This is a genomic window from Streptomyces sp. NBC_00637 (assembly GCF_045161545.1).
Lineage (GTDB): Bacteria > Actinomycetota > Actinomycetes > Streptomycetales > Streptomycetaceae > Streptomyces.
Genome location: NZ_CP109046.1, coordinates 8,319,755 through 8,340,656 on the forward strand (window position 1 = coordinate 8,319,755; position 20,902 = coordinate 8,340,656).

17 protein-coding genes are annotated in these 20,902 nt (G+C 68.2%); 14 read left to right on the plus strand and 3 right to left on the minus strand.

Annotated features, from left to right (window positions below):
- Window positions 1-169 precede the first annotated feature (169 nt).
- The 6 genes from OG440_RS36755 (at window position 170) to OG440_RS36780 (ending at window position 9,351) form a co-directional block, all read left to right on the plus strand.
- A complete protein-coding gene (locus tag OG440_RS36755; protein WP_406011080.1) occupies window positions 170-1,609 on the plus strand; it encodes a carotenoid oxygenase family protein in 1,440 nt (479 codons plus the stop codon).
- 718 nt (window positions 1,610-2,327) lie between these two features.
- The gene (locus OG440_RS36760; protein ID WP_406011081.1) at window positions 2,328-2,630 is read left to right on the plus strand and encodes a hypothetical protein; all 303 of its coding nucleotides are present in this window, start codon (window positions 2,328-2,330) and stop codon (window positions 2,628-2,630) included.
- A gap of 768 nt (window positions 2,631-3,398) precedes the next feature.
- Window positions 3,399-4,682, plus strand: a complete 1,284-nt coding sequence (locus OG440_RS36765) for a glycosyltransferase (protein WP_406011082.1) — start codon at window positions 3,399-3,401, stop codon at window positions 4,680-4,682.
- Window positions 4,683-4,728: 46 nt separating this feature from the next.
- Entirely contained in the window at window positions 4,729-7,047 is a 2,319-nt protein-coding gene (locus tag OG440_RS36770; protein ID WP_406011083.1) for an ArnT family glycosyltransferase, read from the plus strand.
- A gap of 28 nt (window positions 7,048-7,075) precedes the next feature.
- Window positions 7,076-7,819 carry a response regulator transcription factor gene (locus OG440_RS36775; protein WP_406011084.1) on the plus strand — a complete coding sequence of 248 codons (744 nt, stop codon included), beginning with the start codon at window positions 7,076-7,078 and terminating at the stop codon, window positions 7,817-7,819.
- Entirely contained in the window at window positions 7,816-9,351 is a 1,536-nt protein-coding gene (locus OG440_RS36780; protein ID WP_406011085.1) for a sensor histidine kinase, read from the plus strand. The genes OG440_RS36775 and OG440_RS36780 overlap by 4 nt, the downstream gene beginning before the upstream one ends.
- Before the next feature lie 79 nt (window positions 9,352-9,430).
- Here OG440_RS36780 and OG440_RS36785 read toward each other — a convergent pair whose 3' ends face one another.
- Window positions 9,431-11,110: a sodium:solute symporter family transporter gene (locus OG440_RS36785; protein WP_406011086.1), complete on the minus strand. Its 1,680-nt coding sequence runs from the start codon at window positions 11,108-11,110 to the stop codon at window positions 9,431-9,433.
- Entirely contained in the window at window positions 11,107-11,376 is a 270-nt protein-coding gene (locus OG440_RS36790) for a hypothetical protein (protein WP_406011087.1), read from the minus strand. The genes OG440_RS36785 and OG440_RS36790 overlap by 4 nt, the downstream gene beginning before the upstream one ends.
- Window positions 11,377-12,058: 682 nt before the next feature.
- Here OG440_RS36790 and OG440_RS36795 point away from each other — a divergent pair.
- The 6 genes from OG440_RS36795 to OG440_RS36820 all read left to right on the plus strand — a co-directional run bounded on the left by OG440_RS36795 (window position 12,059) and on the right by OG440_RS36820 (window position 18,551).
- Window positions 12,059-13,123, plus strand: coding sequence for an alpha/beta hydrolase (locus OG440_RS36795; protein WP_406011088.1), 1,065 nt, complete (start codon window positions 12,059-12,061; stop codon window positions 13,121-13,123).
- Window positions 13,124-13,826: 703 nt separating this feature from the next.
- Entirely contained in the window at window positions 13,827-14,054 is a 228-nt protein-coding gene (locus tag OG440_RS36800; protein ID WP_406011089.1) for an SDR family NAD(P)-dependent oxidoreductase, read from the plus strand.
- 139 nt (window positions 14,055-14,193) lie between these two features.
- The gene (locus OG440_RS36805) at window positions 14,194-15,324 is read left to right on the plus strand and encodes an LLM class flavin-dependent oxidoreductase (protein ID WP_406011090.1); all 1,131 of its coding nucleotides are present in this window, start codon (window positions 14,194-14,196) and stop codon (window positions 15,322-15,324) included.
- A complete protein-coding gene (locus OG440_RS36810; protein ID WP_406011091.1) occupies window positions 15,321-16,304 on the plus strand; it encodes an alpha/beta hydrolase in 984 nt (327 codons plus the stop codon). Before OG440_RS36805 ends, OG440_RS36810 begins: the two co-directional genes overlap by 4 nt.
- A 217-nt stretch (window positions 16,305-16,521) precedes the next feature.
- The gene (locus OG440_RS36815) at window positions 16,522-17,043 is read left to right on the plus strand and encodes a flavin reductase family protein (RefSeq protein ID WP_406011092.1); all 522 of its coding nucleotides are present in this window, start codon (window positions 16,522-16,524) and stop codon (window positions 17,041-17,043) included.
- A 524-nt stretch (window positions 17,044-17,567) separates the two neighbouring features.
- On the plus strand, window positions 17,568-18,551 hold the full coding sequence (locus OG440_RS36820; protein ID WP_406011093.1) for a helix-turn-helix domain-containing protein: 984 nt from the start codon (window positions 17,568-17,570) through the stop codon (window positions 18,549-18,551).
- Here the strand turns inward: OG440_RS36820 and OG440_RS36825 are convergent.
- A complete protein-coding gene (locus tag OG440_RS36825) occupies window positions 18,548-18,985 on the minus strand; it encodes a Tat pathway signal protein (protein ID WP_406011094.1) in 438 nt (145 codons plus the stop codon). The two genes, OG440_RS36820 and OG440_RS36825, sit on opposite strands and share 4 nt — an antisense overlap.
- A 221-nt stretch (window positions 18,986-19,206) precedes the next feature.
- Between OG440_RS36825 and OG440_RS36830 the strand changes: the two genes are divergently transcribed.
- Both OG440_RS36830 and OG440_RS36835 read left to right on the plus strand, forming a co-directional pair.
- Window positions 19,207-19,368: a hypothetical protein gene (locus OG440_RS36830; RefSeq protein WP_406011095.1), complete on the plus strand. Its 162-nt coding sequence runs from the start codon at window positions 19,207-19,209 to the stop codon at window positions 19,366-19,368.
- Between the two features lie 375 nt (window positions 19,369-19,743).
- On the plus strand, window positions 19,744-19,965 hold the full coding sequence (locus OG440_RS36835) for a hypothetical protein (RefSeq protein WP_406011563.1): 222 nt from the start codon (window positions 19,744-19,746) through the stop codon (window positions 19,963-19,965).
- The last annotated feature ends 937 nt before the right edge of the window (window positions 19,966-20,902 follow it).

Consider the following 20,902-nt stretch of genomic DNA (forward strand, 5'->3'; position numbering starts at 1 on the left):
GGGACACGTTTTCTGCAGGCAGGTTGACTGTGTCTGGCATCCGGACTGCACTCCGGTCCGACTTGACCTCTTCTTGGCGCGGCTATACCGTCCCCATTGTGTCCTAAGAATGCAGATTAAATTCCTGACTATCAGGACACGCTCAGGTACATGGCAAGAGGAGGCGTCCATGTGGGACCCCAGCAACATGTTTCTCAACGGGCCGTACGCACCCTGGCGCGAGGAGGGCGAGGCCTTCGACCTGGAGATCGAGGGCCGGCTCCCCGACGGGCTGAGCGGTGCCCTGTTCCGGGTCGGCCCCAGCCCGCTCCACCGCCCGCAGAATCCGAGCAGGTACCACTGGTTCGACGGCGACGGCATGGTTCACGGCATCTTCCTGCGCGACGGCCGGGCGACCTACCGCAACCGCTACGTGCAGACCGCGGGCCTGAAGGAGGAGATGGAGCTGGGCCGGTCGATCTACGGCGGTTTCATGAACGGCAGGGACACCCCCCTGCCGCCCGGCAAGTTCCCGAACAACCCCGCCAACACGCACGTGCAGCTGTACGGCAGCCGTCTGCTGGCCTTCTGTGAGGGCTACCCTCCGCGCGAGCTGCGACCGGACACCCTGGAGACGGTCAGCGAGCAGTACAACTTCCGCGGCGGACTCGTCGGTCCCCTGACCGCGCACCACAAGGTCGATCCGACGAACGGCGACTTCCTCACCTTCGGCAACATGGACGGCGCGGTCACGTGGTACCGAGCCGACCGCGACGGGAACATCCTCGACCGTCACTCGGTCGACCTGGGGTTCCCCGCCCTCACTCATGACTACGCCGTCACCACCGATTACGCGATCTGGCTGGTCAGCCCGGCGACGGCCCGCTTCGAGCGCATCTTCAGCGGTCAGCCTTCGACGGTCTGGGAGCCGGAGAAGCTAGGCGCATGCCGCTGGGTCGTCCTGCATCGCAGGACAGGCGAGGTGACGACGATAGAAGCCTCCGACGCCTTCTCCACGTCACACTTCCTCAACGCCTACCAGGACGGCACGAAGATCGTCGTCGACGGGCACCGCGTCGGCCAGTTCGGTCCCACCCTGAAGGACCTGGAGTCACCGCCGCCCGGCGGGGACTGGAACTGGTGGTTCAAGGAGATCATCACCACCCCCTGGCGCTGGGAACTCGACCTCGCCACGGGGAAGAGCAGGGACATCGAGGTCACCGATATCCAGGGCGAGTTCCCCAGGATCAACGACCAGCGAACCGGGCTGTCCCACCAGTACGGCTACTACACGACGACACGCGGAGCCGGCGACTGGTTCACCGACGGCCTGGCCAAGCACGACTACCGCACGGGCGAGACGTCGATCCAGACACTCGACGGTGTCCTGACCTCCCCGGGCGAGCCCGTCTTCGTGCCCCGCCCCGGCGCCCAGGCCGAGGACGACGGCTGGCTGCTGTCGGTCTGGTGGGACCCGACCACCGACCGCAGCGAGGTCATCGTCCAGGAAGCCCAGGACTTCACCGGCACGCCCATCGCCCGGATCAAGCTCAACCACCGGGTCCCCATGGGCTTCCACGGCAGCTGGTCCGACGCAGCCGAGCTCGACGCCGCGGTGCGCGGCGCCTGAGTCATCGGTGATCCCTGGTCGGCGGGGTGCCACGGCTCCCCGCCGACCATCGCATGCCCGCACTCGGCCCGGCGACTCGCTCGCAGGGCCATCTGAAGGTTCGGCATGTCGTCCGGCACGCACTTCAGAGGTCGGTATGACTTGATGCCCGACTCTTCGTTTCGTGCGGGACAAGCGGGCAGGTAGCGGCGACGTCGTCGACTACGGCCGATGCCGGGTGAACAAACCTGGCTCGGCCTCGGCCGGGATCCCGCGGCCGGCCGCCCCGGCCCCAGGGGCGGCGGTTGAGCTGCCGGCGGCTTGTTGACCTCGAACCGCCGGAGCATTACTGTCCTTTTTGGCAAGACAGTAGTCCTGTTTTGCAGAAATAGAGTATGGGTCTACGTCGGGCTGCTCGCGGGTCTGACCGGAACGCCGACGAGGCCTGCCCCGTGGAGCTTGGTGTAGTTCCCTTCGGCCGCTGCGGCCTGCGCCAGCTCGTGCGAGGACCCAGGGACGGTCCGGGCCGCGGCGACACGGACGGGCCCCACCAACTCCAAGGTCCTGCACGCCATCCGCGGAGGGTCACCGAGGGAAACCGCGCTTCATCGGAGCTGAGTGTGCATGCCGACTCAACCAGGCGGCTTCGGACACCAGCCACGGCGAGCTGTGAATCCGAGTGCTCATATGCGAACCATCGTTCGCGTCATCCAGTGAATATTGAGAAAGGTTGCCGGCATTGAGCGTCAACGGAAGCTGGGAAATCACCATGAAGACCCCGATGGGAGCCCAGGTGCTTCAGCTGGAACTGCGGTCTGACGGTCAAACGTTGACCGGCACACAGTCGTCCATGGGCGAGACCACCGAGATCCAGGACGGCACGGTCGACGGCGACGAGGCGACGTGGAAGGTCGACGCGACCAAACCGGTGGCCGTGAAAGTGTCGTTCACCGCGAAGGTCGACGGAGACGAGATCTCCGGCCATGCCAAGGCCGGATTCTTTCCCAAAACGTCGTTCAGCGGCCGCCGGGCGGCCGCGTAGCGGCATGCAGCAGTCCGATTGTCGGCCACCGCTACCGCCCGGCCCGTAGCGGTGGCCGACAATCGATTCCGCGCGCGAGCACTGACCGCCTCGGGGTTGATCGTCACTGGACCGATCCCGGCGGTCAGACGAAGGCGGCTGAGGGCAGGAGGGCGAGGAAGCGTCGTTCGCCGGGCCGCGAGGCAGCCGATCCCGACGACGAGAACCACCCACTAACCACCCACTGGGGACCGGCTCGTGACCATGCCGAACGGCGCTTGACAGGCCGGGACTCATCGAGGTCGTGCAGGGCACCGTCGTCCGGATGGACGAGGCGGTACCGGAGTGACAGCCGACAGTGGCAGCTGCTGCTGGGCGTTCACCGGGAGATCCGTGGGAGTTGGCCGAGAGGCGGAATGGCGGCCGTATCGGATTCGTGCCGAGACGAGGACTGGCGTGGTCCGGGATCCGCTGCCGCCTCCAGCCGAGGTTCGCCGCCCTGCCGCGACATCCCCAGAGCAAGGACCGGCAAAACATTCCAGCCACTGGCGGTCAGGCGCCGGGCCCTGGGCTGCGGCGGACCCTGTAGGGCAGCAAGGGGGGTGGAGGCAGCGCCGACCGGGCTGCGCATGCCTGACGCAGCGCTGTGATCCGGCCACGGTTTCCTGACTCTCTGTCAGTTCTCGCATTCCTCTCCCGGGTCTCCCAGTGGAGTGGGTGAGAGTCGGGCTCTGTTCGCGATCAGTCCTGCGCAGCCGCCCCGCATGTCCCGTCTCGCCTGAGGAAGCCATGTCACCCACCCCCCACAGCACGGCTTTCACGCACAGCCCCGACCGGACCGTCGCCTTCCAATGCCTTGGCGGGCCCACCCACGCCGGCTCCGGGACGGCGAGCGTGGAGATCGTCGTGCCCGTCTACAACGAGGAACGCGCTCTGCCGGGCTGCCTGCGTACCCTGCACACACGGCTGACCGAGGGCTTTCCGTTCCCCTGGCGCATCACCGTCGCCGACAACGCCAGCACGGACGGCACGCTGACCGTCGCCCGCCGCCTCGCGGAGGAACTGCCTGGCGTTGACGCCGTGCACCTGGAACGCAAAGGCCGGGGTCTCGCCCTGCGCAGCGTGTGGGGGTGCAGTGACGCGGACATCGTGGCCTACATGGACGTGGACCTGTCCACCGGCCTCGACGGGCTGCTGCCGCTCGTCGCCCCGCTCGCCACGGGGCACTCCGACATCGCGATCGGCAGTCGGCTGGCGCCGGGTGCGCGTACCGTGCGCGGGCCGCGCCGTGAGTTCGTCTCCCGCTGCTACAACGGAATCATCCGGCTCACCCACGGCGTCCGCTTCACCGACGCCCAGTGCGGATTCAAGGCCGCCCGTACGGAGGTGCTGGGCCCTCTGCTGAAGGTGACCCGGGACGACGACTGGTTCTTCGACACCGAACTGCTGCTGCTCGCCGAGCACAACGGGCTGCGCGTCCACGAGGTGCCGGTCGACTGGGTGGAGGACGTCGACACGAGGGTCGACGTGGTGAGCACGGCCACCGATGACCTCAAGGGGCTGTGGCGGATGGCGCGGCTGAAGGCGTCCGGCGCCGCTCGCGTCGAACTGCCCCGCCGCCCCGCACCGGCCGCCGAGCACCCGGACGCCGTCCTGGCGCCGCCCACCGGGCGGGGCGTGCTGTCGTGGGAGATCGGCTGCTTCATCGCGATCGGCATCGTCTCCACCATCGGGCAGGCGCTGCTGTACTGGCTGTTGCGCGGCTGGTGGCAGCCCGCTGCCGCCAGCCTGGTGTCACTGCTGATCCTGACGGTGCTGAACACCGAGGCCAACCGCCGTCTCACCTTCCGGCAGGCCGAAACCCGGCCCGCGCGGGCCCATCTGGGCGCGGGCGCCCTGTTCGTACTCGGCTACCTGGTCACCTCCGGAGCGGTGCTGTGGTTCAAGCACACCGACCCCGGGGCCTCCGCGGCCGCCGAGACCGCCGTCCTGGCCGCCGCGTCCGTCGCGGTCACCGCCGTCCGCTTCGCCGTGCTGCGGCTCGCTGTCTTCCGCCGCAACACCACCGCCTGACCCAAGCCCCGCCACCGAGAATTCTGACGAGAGCTGATTCCCTTCCATGAACGAGTCCCACCGGACCCTGTCCGTCGCGCCGGTGTCCGACGGTCCCTCGGAAACTCCTCCTCGCTCCCTGCCCGCCTGGGCGGCGCCGGCCGCTCTCGGCGCGATCCTGCTCGTCGCAGCCGTGCTGTACGGCTGGGCACTCGGCTCGTTGGGCTGGGGCAACAGCTACTACTCCGCGGCCGTGAAGTCGATGGGGAAGAGCTGGACCTACTTCCTCTTCGGCTCCTACGACCCGGCCGGGGTCGTCACCATCGACAAGCCGCCCGCCGCCCTGTGGCCCCAGGTCATCAACAGCAAGATCTTCGGGCTGCACGGGTGGGCATTGATCCTTCCGCAGGTGATCGAGGGCGTGGCCGCGGTGTTCGTGCTGCATCGCACCGTGCGCCGCTGGGCGGGGGAGCAGGCCGCACTGCCGGCCGCCGTGGTGCTCACCCTCACTCCCATCACCGTGGCCATCAACCGGGACAACAATCCCGACACCCTTCTCGTCCTGCTGCTGGTGTCCGCGGCGTACGCGCTCACCCGTGCCCTGCAGACCGAGGGCCGGGCGGCGACCTGGTGGCTGTGCGCGAGCGGGTTCCTGATCGGGTGCGGGTTCCTCGCCAAGATGCTCGCGGCCTGGATGGTCGTCCCCGCGTTCGCCCTCGCCTGGCTCGTGGGCGGAGGCGGAACATGGGCCGCACGGGTGTGGAGGCTGCTGACCGCGGGTGCCGTGCTGGCAGTGTCCTCACTGTGGTGGGTCGCGATGGTGGCGCTCTGGCCGGGGGACCGGCCCTACATCGGCGGAAGCACGGACGGCTCGGCCTGGGACCTGGTGGTCGGCTACAACGGACTCGGCCGGGTCTTCGGCTCCAGCGACGGCTCGTCGCAGGCCATGGCCGGCATGGGTGGGGGATTCGGCGGCGAGGCGGGTCTCGGCCGGATGTTCAACACCCAGGTCGGCGGACAGATCAGCTGGCTGCTGCCGACCTGTGCCGTAGCCCTGGCACTCGCAGTGGGGTGCACCGTGCTGTGCCGCCGCGGACGACTGGACCGGTCCGGCGTGCTGCCCGCCTCGGGTTGGCTGCTGTGGGGGAGCTGGCTGATCGTGTGCGTGGCCGTGTTCTCCACGCAGAAGGGCATCTTCCACCCGTACTACACCACCCAGTTGGCCCCGGCGATCGCCGCGCTGTGCGGTGGGATGCTGGCCACTTTGATCCGTGTCCACCGGGCCGGCGTGACGTGGGCTCCCTGGGCCGGCGCGGCGGCCGTGGCGGTGACGGCTGGCTGGGCGATGGTTCTCGTCCGCCGTACGCCGGACTGGAACGGGTGGCTGATCTGGCCCGTGCTGCTGATCGGCTGCGCGGCGATCGCACTCCTTCTGTCCCGGCGCGGTGGGAACCTGCTCCTGGCCGGGGCGGCTGCCGCGGTGGTGTCGATGCTCGTGGCGCCGGGGGCGTGGGCGGCCAACGTGTCGGCTTCTTCGGGCTCGTCGAGTCTCATGGGCGGCGCCAACCCGACAGCGGGTCCGGGGGGTTCGCTGTCGGCCTTCGGAATGTCCGGCATACCCGGGCAGGGCTCGTCCGGGGACCAAGGGGCGTCGGGAATGCCTTCCGGGATGCCCTCGGACATGGAGGGTTTCCCCGGCGGGGGTTCCGGCTCGGGGCAGCAGAGCGGGCAGCCGTCGGGTGGGATGCCCTCCGGAATGCCCACCGAAATGCCGTCAGCGATGCCGTCGGGGATGCCCGGTGGTGACCAGGGCGGTCTGCCGAGTGGTGACCAGGGCGGTCTGCCGAGCGGCCTCCCCAGCGGGTTGCCCGGTGCGTCCGGTGGCTCAGGCTCGGCCTCCGGTGGTCTGCCCGCCTTCCCCGGTGGATCAGCGGCGATGTCCGGCGGATTCGGCGGCTCGGCACTCACCGACGACCAGCGCAAGATGCTCGACTACGCCGTGAAGCACTCACCGAAGGCCCGGATCAAGCTCGCTGTGTCAGGCGGCGCCAGCGCCGCCAACGCGTTCCTCCTGAACAGTGACGAGACGGTGATCGGCATGGGCGGCTTCATGGGCGCCGACGACGCGCCCTCGGTCGACCAGCTGAAGCAATGGACCGGGAACGGTGAGCTGCGCTACATCGTTGGATCGGACGACGCCGGCGGTGGAGCGATGACGAGGCCCGGCATGTCGCAGGAGAACGCCACTGACCGCTCGGAGTGGATCTCCAAGAACTGCACCAAGGTCTCGGCGTCGGCGTACGGAGGCAGCAGGACGTCTCAGCAGAAGACGGGCAGTGCGGCGATCTTCGGCGCCTCGGTGCTCTACGACTGCGCCGCTCGGTGACCGGCAACAGAACGGACCGCACAGCACGATGACAGAGCAGCCCGCGGACAGGGCGCGATACAGGCTCCTCGTGGTCGAGGACGAACCCAGCATCCGCACCCTGTTGGAGTCCACGCTCCGGCTCACCGGATACGAGGTGAGCGCCGCGGAGAACGGCCAGTCCGCCCTGGTCGAGATCCAGCGACGGGAGCCGCACCTGGTGCTGCTCGACGTGATGCTCCCCGACCTGGACGGCTTCGAGGTCACACAACGATTGCGGGCGGCCGGGAACGACGTACCCGTGCTGTTCCTCACCGCCCGCATCGACGTCGACGACCGCATCAAGGGGCTGAGCTCCGGCGGCGACGACTATGTCACGAAGCCGTTCCACATCGACGAAGTGCTGCTCCGCATCGAGGCCATCCTGCGCCGCACGGTCGTCCAGGGTTCGGCACCGCTCATCGCGGAGACCGTGCTGCGTTACGCCGACCTCGAGCTCGACGAGAGTGCTCACGAGGTGCACCGCGCCGGGCACTACGTTCCGTTGTCGCCGACCGAGTTCAAGCTGCTCGCCTATCTGCTGGCCAACCCGGGCCGGGTCCTGACCAGGGCCCAGATCCTCGATCACGTGTGGAGCTACGACTTCGCCGGAGATGCCCGGATCGTCGAGACGTACGTGAGGTACGTGCGCAAGAAGGTCGACCGCCTCGGGCCGCCACTCATCCACACGGTGCGCGGCATCGGCTACTGCCTGCGGTTGCCACGCCAGCCGGGTGGGACGGCGGAGCCGTGAGTCGGCTGCTGCCACGAATCCCCGGGTCCCTGCGGCGGCGCCTGATCCTGGGTGCGGCACTGCTGGCGACGGTCGCCGTCGTCGTCTCCCAGCTCATCGGGTTCGTGGTGCTGCGCTCATGGCTGTTGGACCGGGTCGACCAGCAACTGGCGGACTTCCACCCACCCGGACCGGCCTACCTCGAGGCTCTCGAGGAGAACGACCCCGGGGACCGGCCAGGCGTCCTGCCCTCGGACTTCCGTGTCTACTTCTACGACGTCTCCGGTCGGCGGATGGCCATGTCGCTCGGTGCCGACGGCAAGCCGGGCCCACGGATCGGGAATTCGGTGGCGAGGCTCGGTCTGCACGGCGGCCGTCCGGAAACGGTGGAATCCGTCAGCGGCGACGGCCGCTGGAGAGTTCTGCTGAGTTCCGGTCCGGAGGACATGCACGCCGTCGTGGCTCTGCCGCTTGACACCGTCGACGCCACCACGTCCAGCATTCTCTGGCTGAACGCGGTGTTGCTGGTCGTCACCGTCGCCGCCCTGCTCGCGCTGGGCCGCTGGGTGGTACGACTGGGCCTGCTCCCGCTGACTCGTATGGAGCACACCGCCGAGCGCATCGGAGCGGGGCAACTGGATCTGCGACTCCCCGACATCGACGCGCGCACCGAGATCGGCCGGCTCGGCCGGGTGCTGAACTCCATGCTGGAGAGGCTGCAGTCGGCGCTCCGCGAACGGGAGGCATCGGAGGCCCGCATGCGGCGTTTCGTCGCCGACGCCGGTCACGAACTGCGCACTCCGCTCACCGCCATCCAGGGCTACGCACAGCTCGCACTGCGCAGGGAGCGTCTGTCGGCCCATGAGCAGAACGAGGCCCACCAGCTGATCGCCCAGAACGCGGAGCGGATGGGCCTCCTCGTCGACGACCTCCAACTTCTCGCCCAGCTGGACAGGGAACCGTCGTACGACAGGAACCCGGTGGACCTGCTCTCCCTGGCGGCGGACGCCGTGCGGACCGCCGCCCTGCACGGGGCGAGCCATCCGGTCGATCTGGGCCCCCTGTCGGACCCCGCGGGCAATGGCGACCTGGATGTGGTCGAGGTCGTCGGCGACCCTCATCGGCTGAGACAGATCCTCGACAATCTGCTGTCCAACGCCCGCGTCCACACCCCGGCTGGCACTGCGGTCCACGTCAGGGTGGGCGGGACCCGGGTGGCCGTGGACACCTGCGGATCCGACCGCCCGGGGGTCGTTGGCGCGTCACCGCCCTTGCCGGACGGTGCGCCCGTCAGCGTGGTGGAAGTGGCGGACGAAGGGCCTGGGCTCACGGCCCAGGACGCCAAGCACGTCTTCGAGCGCTTCTACCGTGCTGACCCTTCCCGCTCTCGCACCCACGGTGGCAGTGGCCTGGGCCTCTCCATTGCCGCCGCGGTCGCGGAAGGCCACGGTGGCCGCCTCGAACTCGACACCGTGCCGGGCAGGGGATGTACCTTCCGCCTCGTCCTCCCCGCGGGGCGTTCGGACGGGCGATCCAGTGGCGTCTCCGGCTGATCGCCGCCGGTCCGGCCACTGTGCGCCGGCACGCAGGTGGGTGGCGAGGAGGGTGACCCTGAGGTATCCAGGCCCCTGCTCAGTCACTTCGCTCGGGTCGCCGCCCAGCTGTGCGCCCAGCTGCCACCGCTGTGGCGGCCGTCCGCCCGACGAGCAGGACAGCGCTGGTCACCGATGCGTCCTCTGCCTGGTGTCCGCGGGCTCGACGGTGCCCCACGAGGCTGCCCGCCCATCCCAGCAGGAAGGCGGCCGGGACGGAGACCAGAACCGGGGTGCTGTGGTCGAACCAGGCGAAGTCGGCGTTCGGCAAGAAGGCCTGAGAACTGCCTGAGGCGGAAGGCGAGAACACCGCCAGGCCGCCACTCAGGATGATGCCGCCGTACACGGCCCACAGCAGGCCCGTCCGGTTGAAGCGGTCCCAGTAGAACGTGTAGAGCAGAACCGGGGCCACGGTCGACGCGGCCACTGCCGTGGCGAGCTGAGCCAGGAAAGCGGCGGAGCGTCCCTGCGCCAATACGGCGAGCAGGATGCCGAGGACGCCGAAGAGCAGGACGGCTATGCGCGCCACCATCAGTTCATGCGTGGGGTCGGACTGCCTTCGCTGAACGAGATGGCGGTACGTGTCCCGGGCCAGGGCGGCGGCCGCTGCCAGCGTGGCGGCGCCCACGACGGCGAGCACGCTGAGAAAGATCGCACAGGCCAGCGCGGTGAAAAGCAGACGGTTCGTGCCACTTCCCAGCCCGTCGTCCAGACTGCCGGCCACGAGCATCAGCGAGTCGTCCGCATGGGAGTGTCCGGAGAGAATGGTGTCGGCACCGACGCGGGCCGCTGCCCCCATGCCCAGAATGACCACGGTGACACACACGAGCGCGACGACACCGGTCGCGTACCGGACGGAGCGTCGTGCTGTGGCGGTGTCCTTGGCCGCTGAGACGCGGCTGAGGACGTGAGGCATGCAGACGCCGCCCAGGACGGTCATGACCTGGCCCGCGGCGATGTCCAGACGTGGTGTCGGTCCGACGTTGAGGAGGCCACCGGTACTCAGGTACCGGCCGGGACGGGTGCTGTGCGCGTCCGCGGCGCTGAGCAGGGATCCGACATCTCCGTGGAAGAGGCGGAGCACGGCGAGGGACGCGAAGATCATGGCCGCGAGCGTGACGGCAGCGGCGATCACCTGTATGACGGTGAGCCCCTTGGCGCCGCTGAGCATGCCGCAGGTGACCACCAGGCCTCCGATGAGCACGGTGCACATCTGCTGCACCCCGATGCCGGAGAACCCGAGGAGTGCCGCGGTGACGTTTCCGGCGGCCATGAGCTGAGCCACGAGGTACGGAGCGGTGACCGCGAGGGTGGCGGCCGCCGCGGCCACCCGGGGCGCGGTGCCCGGCGCCCGGAGCGAGAAGAGGTCGCCGAGTGTGAGGGAGCCGCTGAGCTGCAGAGGGCGTGCCAGCAGGAGGAGGACACCCATCGACAGAAGCACGCCGGTCGCGGCCGTGATGCCGTCGAAGCCGACGGTTGCCACCACACCGGTCACGCTGAGCAGCAAAGATGTGGAGACGTAGCATCCCGCCAAGGCCAGGCCGTTCTTCCATGCCGAACCCTGCCGGTCACCGATGTAGAACTCGGACGGAGAGTCTCCGCGCAGGCCCGCGAAGACCGAGCCGAAGAGGGCGAGGACCATGAAGAGCATGAAGGAGCTGAGGACCAAGGCGTAAGGATCATCGGCCGTCGCCGCGAGGAAGGTGCTGCTGTGCTTCATCTGAACCCTCCGATCTGGTGGACGGGCACGGCGGTTGCGATCGCCTCGGCGGTTGCGTGCTGCAGCGGATCCAGCAGCCGGGCACTGCGACGGTCGAAGCGGCGGGCCGTTGCCAGCAGGGCCACTGCCTGGAGCAGATACAGCGACAGGCCCGCGGTCATGTCGGTGCTGAACAGTCGCACGGCGAGCAGATCGCCAGGGAGCGCGATCAGGGTGACCGCGGTGCCGAAGCACAGGGCGTTGGGTACGAGGTAAGCCAAGTCCACCTGTACTGCCTGTCGACGTGCTTGAGACAGCGGCGACGGGGCGGGGTGATCGGGGAACCTGTGGTGCTTCGGTGGCCGAGCTGAGAGTCGCATCGCTACCTTCACGTGCTGGTCGGGTGTGGGTCGGACGGCGGCCGCTCTGGGAGCCGACCCCGAGCCGCAGGGCAGCTCTTGGACAACGGGCAGCGGCTTCTGGCGTCCGGACATGAGGAAGGCTGTCGTCGTCGAGCGGCCGGGGTGGCGGCAAACGCGGCCGAGAGCCGCCGGCGGGGTGTCGACGCAGGCGCAGACAATACCGGAAGCGTTAGCCGGTGTCCTCTGATGCGAAACTTGAGTTCTATTAAGCGGGACAATAGTGTCGGTGGGGTGGAGTGGATGTATCACGAGCGATGAGCGCTGAGCACTTCTGTCGAGGACCGGTGAGCCGGTCGGATGCGTGGAACCAGCCCGTGGCCGGGGTGAGGAGGACCTGTGTGACAGAGCGGCAGCTTTCGTCCGGTGCGGTCACGCGCGTACGTGTTCCTCCGTCAGGAGGCCGCCCCTCACCCGTGTGTCTCGGTCGCCGACCGGCCGACGGTTCAGCCGGCTCGATGTCGTGGTCCCCACAGGGCCGGTGGTGTGCTCCCTGCGGCATCCAAAGCGAAAATCCCGTATCAGCGCTGTTTGGGAAGTAGGTATCCGCATGCCTTACCGGTGGAAGGTCGCCCCCGAGGACCTGTTCGTCGAGCGGTACTGGCAGATGGTGATCAGCGGTTTGCCCATCGCGGACGTCGACACCGTCCGATCGGCGGTCACGGACATGTGGCTCGACGAGCCGGGGGGCTGGGTGTACGAGTGGTCACGACTGGCCGCCGGATACGCGGAGCTTGGTCAGCATCGCCCAGCGGCGCTGGCCTACGGTTGGGCGAAGTTTCCCACGCTGGCCGACGACGCCAAACGCACGGCGTCGGAGCGGCAGCTCGAGCAATACCTGCTCGCCGCTCCCGGATTCAAGGTCGGGCTTGAGCGCCGGGCCGTCCAGGTGCCCTGCGGCGAGGGGGTCACCGCTGTACCCGTGCACTTTCTCACTCCGCCGGGCTGGTCAGGCGATACCCCCGTCCTGCTCGCCAGCGGCGGAGTGGACACCTGGAAAATGGATCTCCACGGGCTCTTCGAGGCGGTCGCCCTGCGAACCGGTATGGGAGTGCTGGCCTTCGACATTCCCGGCACGGGCGAATGTGCCGGCCCCATGGACTCGGAGGACGGCGCTGACCTGGTGCGCGCCCTGGCCATCGAGGCGCGGGCGCTGGGCAATGGGCGCGTCCTGCATCTGGGCATATCGATGGGCGGTCACTTCTCGGCCTGCTCGGGCCTGGCGGGGGATGTCGACGCGGCGATCGTCATCGGCGGTCCCATCGAAGCGGCATTCGCCCAGGACCGGACCTTCGCGTATGGCACGGAAGGCAGCGTCGGCAATGCGTTGGGATTCGACCATGAACCGAGCGATGCGCAACTGGCCCGGATCTGGCGGCCGTTCGATCTGCGTCCGCTGCTCGACCTCGACACGAACGTGCCGATGCTGGTCATCAACGGTGCCGGTGACGTCCATGTTCCACAGCGGGACACCCTTGTCTTCGTCGGCCGCCGGGACACGGAAGTCCACTTGCTTTCGGACACCGGGCACTGCGCCGCTTCCAAGATGCCCCAGGTACTTGGGTTGATGTTCGAATGGATCGACCGCCACCAGTCTTCGTCCGTGCGCAGGTGACGTGCAGGCTGCGACCGGCCTTCCGGTGGCCCGGCTCGGTCTATGTCGCAACGCAAGATGGCAGCGCACGCATCCGAGGTCATCGAGTGGCCCACGGACCACGCGCCGTTCCTGACACGCCCAGCCGAACTCGCGAACTGATCGTCGGAGGTACGCCTTACGGTCGCGGCCGCCGCTGAAAGTCTTCTACCAGGGCCTACGCCTGCTCGCCGTGGACGGTACCCCCTGTCTTTCGGGTCGTGCAGGGCACTGGGGGCCGTTCCGTGCCGCGCTACGGCCGCAAGCGGCGCCCGACTGTACGGCGCCCGCTGCCCGACGGCTCCTGCTTCGCCGCGGTCCTGCCGCGCCTCCACCGAGCAGGGGCGATGGGTACGGTCGGCGCCCACGCGGACAACGCGGCCTGTGCGAGTTCCACGCGTCCCAGCGAAGCGACACCTTGTCCGGCGAGGGGCCGGAGTATCGCGGTGACCGCTCGGTGATCTTGATCTCGGCGTCGCCGCCACCGGCCTGTCGTGAGGCGGATTTCGTGCGCGCGGCGCGGGGGCGCTCGCCAGGGAGTGACCGCTGTGCGGGACGCACCTGTCCCGCTTGATGGTCACCCGCGCTTGACTTGCCGACCTCTCTCGACTTCACTTGTCCTATCGAGCGATATTGCAGTCCGACTATTCAGGACGCGAACTGCTTGGTGAGGAGGTCATGCACGATGAGAGACGTTGCAGGCAAGGTCGCGTTCGTTGCCGGAGCGGCCAGTGGCACCAGTCCGGGAATAGCCCGATCCTTCGCGGCAAGCGGCATGCAGGTCGTCGTCACCGGCGAAAGTGAGGATCACCTTGCCGAGGCCCGCGACCTGCTGACGCAGGACGGCGGCTCCTTCCGCTTCATCCCTCTGGACGTAACCGATCGCAAACGATTGGCAGCGGGCGGCGGATGAGGCTGAGCACGTGTTCGGGCCCGCCTTCACCGGATTGCTTGGCTGAAGCACGGTCCGTTCTTGCCGACCCTGCTCTCCGTCTCCTCGTGTCGGGCTTACACGTGCGACAACCAGTAATCGATTGCTCGGAGGCAGCAGCATGCACGTAGGAATAGCCACAGGTCTTCAGCACTACGGTCCGGACGGCGAGGAGGCCGACTACCCGGACGGGCAGTTCGTACGCGAGGAGGTCGAACGGTGGGTGCTCGCGGAGGAACTAGGTCTGGACTCCGTCTGGCTCACCGAGCACCACTTCACCCGCCACTCCCTCGCTCCGGACCCTCTGATGTTCCTGTCCTACCTCGCCGGCCGCACGCGGCGGATCCGGTTGGGTACCCAGGTGCTCGTCCTGCCCTGGCACGACCCGGTCCGCCTGGCCGAACAGATCATCACCCTCGACGAGGTGTCCAACGGCCGGGCGATCATCGGGCTCGGGCGTGGCATGGCGCCGCGCGAGTACAAGGGCCTGCGCATCGACCCGGAGGCGGCGCGACAGCGCTACGACGAGATGCTGCAGCTCCTCGTGGACGGACTGGAGACCGGCGTGATGGAGGGCGGCGAGTTCTTCCAGCAGCCGCGGGTGGAGCTGCGCCCGCGACCGGGCCGTTCGTTCAAGGGGCGGTTGTTCGCGGCCCTCGGCTCTCCCGACAGCCAGCGCCAGGCCGGCCGGCTGGGACTGGGGCAGCTGACGACCACCACACTTCCGTTCAAGGTGCCCGAAGGCGGGCTGCCGATCGAGAGCTACCTGAACGCTTGGCGGGAAGCGCACGGCCCCGACAACAAGCCTCCGGCGCCTTTCGCCTCAAGCATCATCGTGGTGGACGAGAGCGCAGACCGTGCGCAGGAGATCGCCCGCCTGTACGGGGGCAACGCGCAGCGCGTCGGCATCTGGCATTACCAGATGCGTGGCCGTCCGGCCTACGGGCCCATCCCGGCGATCGAGACCGACGAGGAAGTGGAGCGCATGGTGGACGGCTTCGTCTCGCAGATCATCGCGGGTACTCCGGACCAGGTGCTGAAACGTCTGGAGGAGACGTGCGACCAGATCCATCCGCAGGGAATGTTCCCGCAGCTGTTCTTCGGCGGGATGCCTCACGACGAGGCGGTGCGCAACATGCGGTGCTTCGCCGAGCACTGCGTGCCGGAGATCAAGAGCTGGCCGGCGTCCAGCAGCATCGGCGGGGATGCCACGGAGTCCTCGGCCGACGCGTGTGAGGCCGGTTCGCGATGACGACATCCGAACCGGTCCGGGTGAGCGGGCTTGACGGGACGTTGTTCCGAGCGGAAGCGATCGCGCCCGAAACGGCCGAGTTCAACCTGCGGCTTCGCGAGCTGGTGAAGGGCCGGCCAGGTCCCGAGGCGGGGGGCGGCATTCCGATGCCTCCCACGCAGCCTTCGGAGCCGGCACGCACCCTTCGGATAGCGGGGCGGGGCGGTCACGAACTGGCTTTGCGGATCATCGCTCCGGACTGCCCCAAGGGCGTCTACCTGAACTTCCACGGCGGCGGGTTCGTCAGTGGCAGTGCGGCACAGTCGGATCAGGAGCTGGAGCGGATCGCGCGGAACACCGGGCTCGCCTGCATCGACGTGGACTACCGGCTGGCGCCCGCGCACCCTCACCCCGCGGCCTGGGATGACGCCGAATCCGCGGCGCTGTGGCTGATCGAGAATGCGAAGTCGGAGTTCGGCACCGATGCGCTCGCGATCGGTGGCCAGTCGGCGGGCGCGACACTCGCGGCCTCCGTCCTGGTCCGGCTGCGCGAGCGACTTGGGTCCACCGGGTTCCAGGCGGCGAACCTGGTCTTCGGGAATTTCGACCTCTCGATGACCCCGAGCCAGACCCTGCTCGGCGCCGATGCGGTGCCGGTTTCGGTGGACATGATCCGAGCATGTACGAGCGCGGTCGCGCCCCTGAGCGAACAACGCCAGGATCCGGATCTGTCGCCCTTGTTCGCGGATCTGCGGGATCTTCCGACGGCGTTGTTCACGGTGGGCACTCTGGATCCGTTCCTGGACGACTCGTTGTTCATGCACGCCCGCTGGATCGCGGCCGGCAACGAGGCCGAAATAGCTGTTTATCCCGGCGGCGGGCATGTCTTCACCGGAGCCCCCATCCCCCTCGCGGACCAGGCGAACGACCGCATCGATGCCTTTCTCCGCCAGGTCGGGCGCGGGCCGGAGGCGCCTCCCACCGAAGTCCGTCGGCAGTGACCACATCGCTGTCGACGAGCCCAGGGCAGCCCACGACGAGCGCCCTGGGCAGGCTGTTCGGGCGAAGTCGCCCTTCTGCTCGTCGATGACAGTGGAGAGCGGCAGTGGCTGCCTGGCCGGGCCGCTGACGCGGGACCGGCCCCGGGCTCAGTTGCAGGGTGCGGCCCTCGGGGGAGCCCGCGACGGGGCGGGGAAACGGACACTCGGAGGTGTGGTGATGACGGCGATTTCCACGGCGAGCAGCTCTGATCCGGGCTACCTGTCACGGATGTTCCGCGACGCGATGGCCCAAGTCGTCACGCCGGTAACGGTCGTGACGGGAATCCAGGAGGGGTTTCCACACGGTACAACGGTCAGCGCGTTCGCGTCCCTGTCGCTTTCCCCTCCGATGGTTCTCGTCTCCCTGGACCGGACGAGTGAGCTCTTGAGTATCGTGGGTCGGTCCGGCCGGTTCGGAGTCAACGTGCTGGGCTCGGCGCACTCGGATGTCGCCCTGCGCTTCGCCCGCAAGGGCGGGGCCGCCAAGTTCGCGGACACCCGGTGGCTGCTCGACCACAGACTGCCGCGACTGCCGAACGCGCTCGGCTGGCTGGCGTGTGAGATCGAGTCGATGGTCGACGGCGGGGACCATATGTTGCTACTGGGCAAGGTCCTGCACGCCGACCATCGCGACGGCACGCCCTTGACTTACCACGCGCGAAGCTTCGGCACCCACACGGTGCTGGACGGCGACCCGTGATCGTGGAGGAACCGGGGTGAACTCCGCCCGGACGGCGCGAAAGGCGGCTCGGTTCGTCTTCGGCTCGGGACCTTTGGCTTCCCGCCCCTGGCCGCGCTCGTCACCGAGTTCCAGGCCCCGGCCGACGGCGTACCGGGCCGTCTGTCCTGGACCGCGAAGCAGGACGGCACCCCTGCGTCCGTGCGTCGACGTCCGCCGGGCGCTTCCACTTCCACAACGTCATCGGATGGACTGCGAAGTCGGTGGCCACCTGCTCGACCGTCACATGGACCGCGGTTCCTCGCAATCCGCACGCCACCCTGGCGGCACTCCATCGGATAAGGCTTGGGTACAGCGACATCCTTCTCACCCGCCCCACAGGGCAAGCCAGTTTGGATGTCAGCCCGATCGTGCGGCAGATCCGGCAGGTTCCGGCCATTCTCGCCGCGCATCGGTAAGGCCTCTTTCTGCTGACCAGCGTCAATGTAGCGTCATAAGAAAGCCGGAGCGGGCGAGCACGCTCACTGCTGGTGGACGGGGGCGGGATGAAGATGCGAACGGCTTTCGACAGCGCGGAACACCCGTCGTGCGAGCGCCTCGACCGCTGGCAGGAGACGGCCAGGCTGGCGCTGGCGCCGACGGTCATCAGAGTCGACGATCCCGTGACTTTTCAGGCGAGGATGAGCCACCTGGACTTGGGCACCGTGCAGTTGGTCTCTATGGCCTATTCGGCACTGCGGTCGGCGCGCACGCCAAGGATGATCCGGAGCAGCGACCCGGAGCGCTACAGCGTCGCGCTGATCTTGGGCGGCAACCAGCGTATCTCTCAGGCTGACCACGTGAGCCTGGCCAATGCTCAAGACCTGACCTTCTTCGACACGTCACACCCCTTCGACGCACAGGTGGCCCCTCAGGGGAGTTCACAGGCGCGGTCGGTCGTCGCGCAGTTCCCCAAGGCCTTGCTGCCGGCGCGCACCTTCGACCGACTGCTGGGCGCTCGGCTGTCCGGACGGCAGGGGGTGGGTGCCATGCTGGCCAAGGTGCTCACCGGGCTGGCCGACGAAACCGTCGACTACCGGCCGTCGGACGCTGTCCGACTGGCCGGCATTTTGGTCGATCTGATCACCGTAACTCTCGCCCGCGAACTCGATGTCGAGGGCGAGACACCGTTGCAGACCCGCGAGCACGCCCTGGTCCTGTGCGTCCTGGCGTACATCGATGCGAACCTGGGTGACCCCGGGTTGTCCCCGGCCGCGATTGCGGCGGCCCACAAGGTCTCCGACCGCCATCTGCACCGGCTTTTCAAGGCCCAAGGTATGACGGTGGCTGCTTGGATTCGGCGGCAGCGGCTAGACCGCTGCCGCCGCGATCTGACGGACTCGCGCCTCCGGTCACGCACCGTACATTCCATTGCCACACGCTACGGATTCGGCGACCCTGCGCACTTCAGCCGGGTCTTCCGCGCCGCCTACGGCATGTCGCCCAGTGAATGCCGGGAACGTTCCTCCACCTCCGACCTCAGCGCCTAGAACAGCGCGCGGCACGATCCGGGGTCGCCCACGAAGCAGACGTACAGGCGGACGTCCTTGAGGCTGTACCCGTTGCCACTGGCGTAGCCGGGAGTGCCGTTGGCGCCGTCGCTGTCGGAGCCGAGCTTGGTGTAGCCGTGGGGCGTCCAGGTGTTGTTGTCCCACTTGGAGAAGGTGGTGTAAAGCCCCGCGCCCTTGCCGTCGGCGCAGTTGTCCCAGATGGTGAAGTTCCAGCTCGTGTTGTAGACGCCGCCGCCGTCGTTCGAGACCTTCCAGTATGAGTAGTCGCCGTCCACGGAGGCACAGCCGTCCCAGGTCGACTGCCAGTAAGTTGCAGCCTGCGCCTGGCCGGACAGGCCGATCACAAGGCCGGCTGAGGCGGCCGCCACCGCCAGCTTCTTCCACGTACCGCCGAACGAGAGGCGTCGTGCCATCGTCGTCTCCTCAAGGGTCGGAGTATGAGCAGGAACAGCACGAGTATGCCGACGCTCACCCGGCGATCCGTTGACAGTGTGCGCCAACGCATTGACGATTCCTGCCCACTTGTGTTTGCGCCGCTCCCGTCCCCATTCGACGCGCGGGAACTGGCCGGTGCGGCCGGGAAACTTGGAGTTGACCTGATCCTTCGGGCACGGACGTCACCGTCGGCATATGAGTGACCCTTGAGTTGACGCACCTCGAGTTGTCGCAACCGGGCAACGGCTGCCCCGAGTCCGGCGAAGGCCGGTTCGAGGACGCTCCCCACATGCGCGGCGATGACTGCATCTCCGACTACCTGGGCGGCATCCGCCTCGCCTGCGCCGTCATCGACGAATGAGGTGATCGCCGCCGACCATTGATCTTGGTGCCGACCATCTCTCCTCTGCGCCCACGGAAAATCCTCGTCGCACATGGATGGGGCGGCTCCGGGCCGAAGCGTAGTGTTCCCTCGCGTCGAGTACTCGTACCGCTTCGGCGGGGAGGCGGATGAGTGACTCGGCTGCGGTCTCGGGTTTCAGCTGAGTCAGCGGGCCGACGTGGAGGGCGCCGTCCTCCGGATGGTCGGCTGTGAAGGAGACAAAGGCGTCCAGGGAGTTGCTGTCTCCGCCCGGAACTTGTCCGGGCGATCACCGTCTCTACTGTTCCGCATGCGTTGCCTGGCCACGCCATCGCTTGCTGACCGGGCGATGACAGGCCTTACCATCGGTCCGTGATGGATACCCCTACGCATTGGACCGTGCGCCATTTCTCGCAGGCCAACCCCGCCGGTCCCGGCTGCGACAGCGTTCCAGCCCTCTTGCGGCGGCTGGCGGATTCCATCGAGGCGCTGGGCCCCGCCGAGATCCAGGACGTGGTGATTGCGTCCGAGGTGACCGAGCACGGCCCCTGGCGGTCGGGCACCGTTTACTTCCACCTGCCTGAGGATGAGGACTGATGCTGCCTCCTAGTTGACATCGGCGTCTGCCCAACGACGTGCGCGGATTCGTAGGCGCGGGCGTGCCCGTCACCTGTAGCGGTGATCAGCAGCGCGGCGGATGGCGACCTTTGAGGAGCGGGCCAGGGCCTGGCACGCTTGGCCGCGACCTGTCCGTTCAGTGCTGACGCCCTACCACTGAGCCCTGAGGGCAGGAGGCCCTGTCCCGCAGGCCGCCTGTCTCCTGGCGCCCAAGCCGACTCGACGCCGTGCCACGGTGAAGGTCCGCCCAGGGCCCGCACGAGGTGTTCCCGCGAGGAGTCGAGTGAGCGGCGGGCCGCGTTGACGAACTTCACGTGCGCTTCGTACAACCCGCCGTGAATGGGGCGGAGCTCTTCGAGATCCGCCGGCTGGCGGCCGTGGAACAGGATCGTGAACTCCTCGATGGCGTCGCAGATCTGCTCAGCGGCGGCCATGGCCTCCTGGCTTGCCACCAGAGACATCGACTGAAGAGCGGCATTGAACGGTGCCCAGACGACCGCGGGTGTCTGTCCACGAACGCTTCGCGTAGCTCCATTTCCACGGCTCCGAAGGCTTGAGAACTTCTCGTAGGCGGCCGTTCGGGCCTCCTGGAGCGGTCAGCCGGCGCTCCCTGCACACCGCGTGGTGGCCTTCTTCGTCGCCGAGCCACAACTACACCACCGGACGGATGGGCTCGCCTCGGGATGTCTTCGAATATCTGTTGAAGCACGCTCACCGGCCGGCGCTGGTTGTCTTCGACGGCCTGGATGAGATCTTCGACCCGGCCCGGCGTGCCGAGGCGGCCCGGCAGGTCGCCGCGTTCGCCGACGTCCACGAGCCCGCGTGGGTGGTTCTCACCTCACGCGTCGTCGGATCCAGCCCAGGAGTTCTCACCGCCGACGCAGCTCGCGCCCTGCCCGCCCCGTGGTCGCGAACG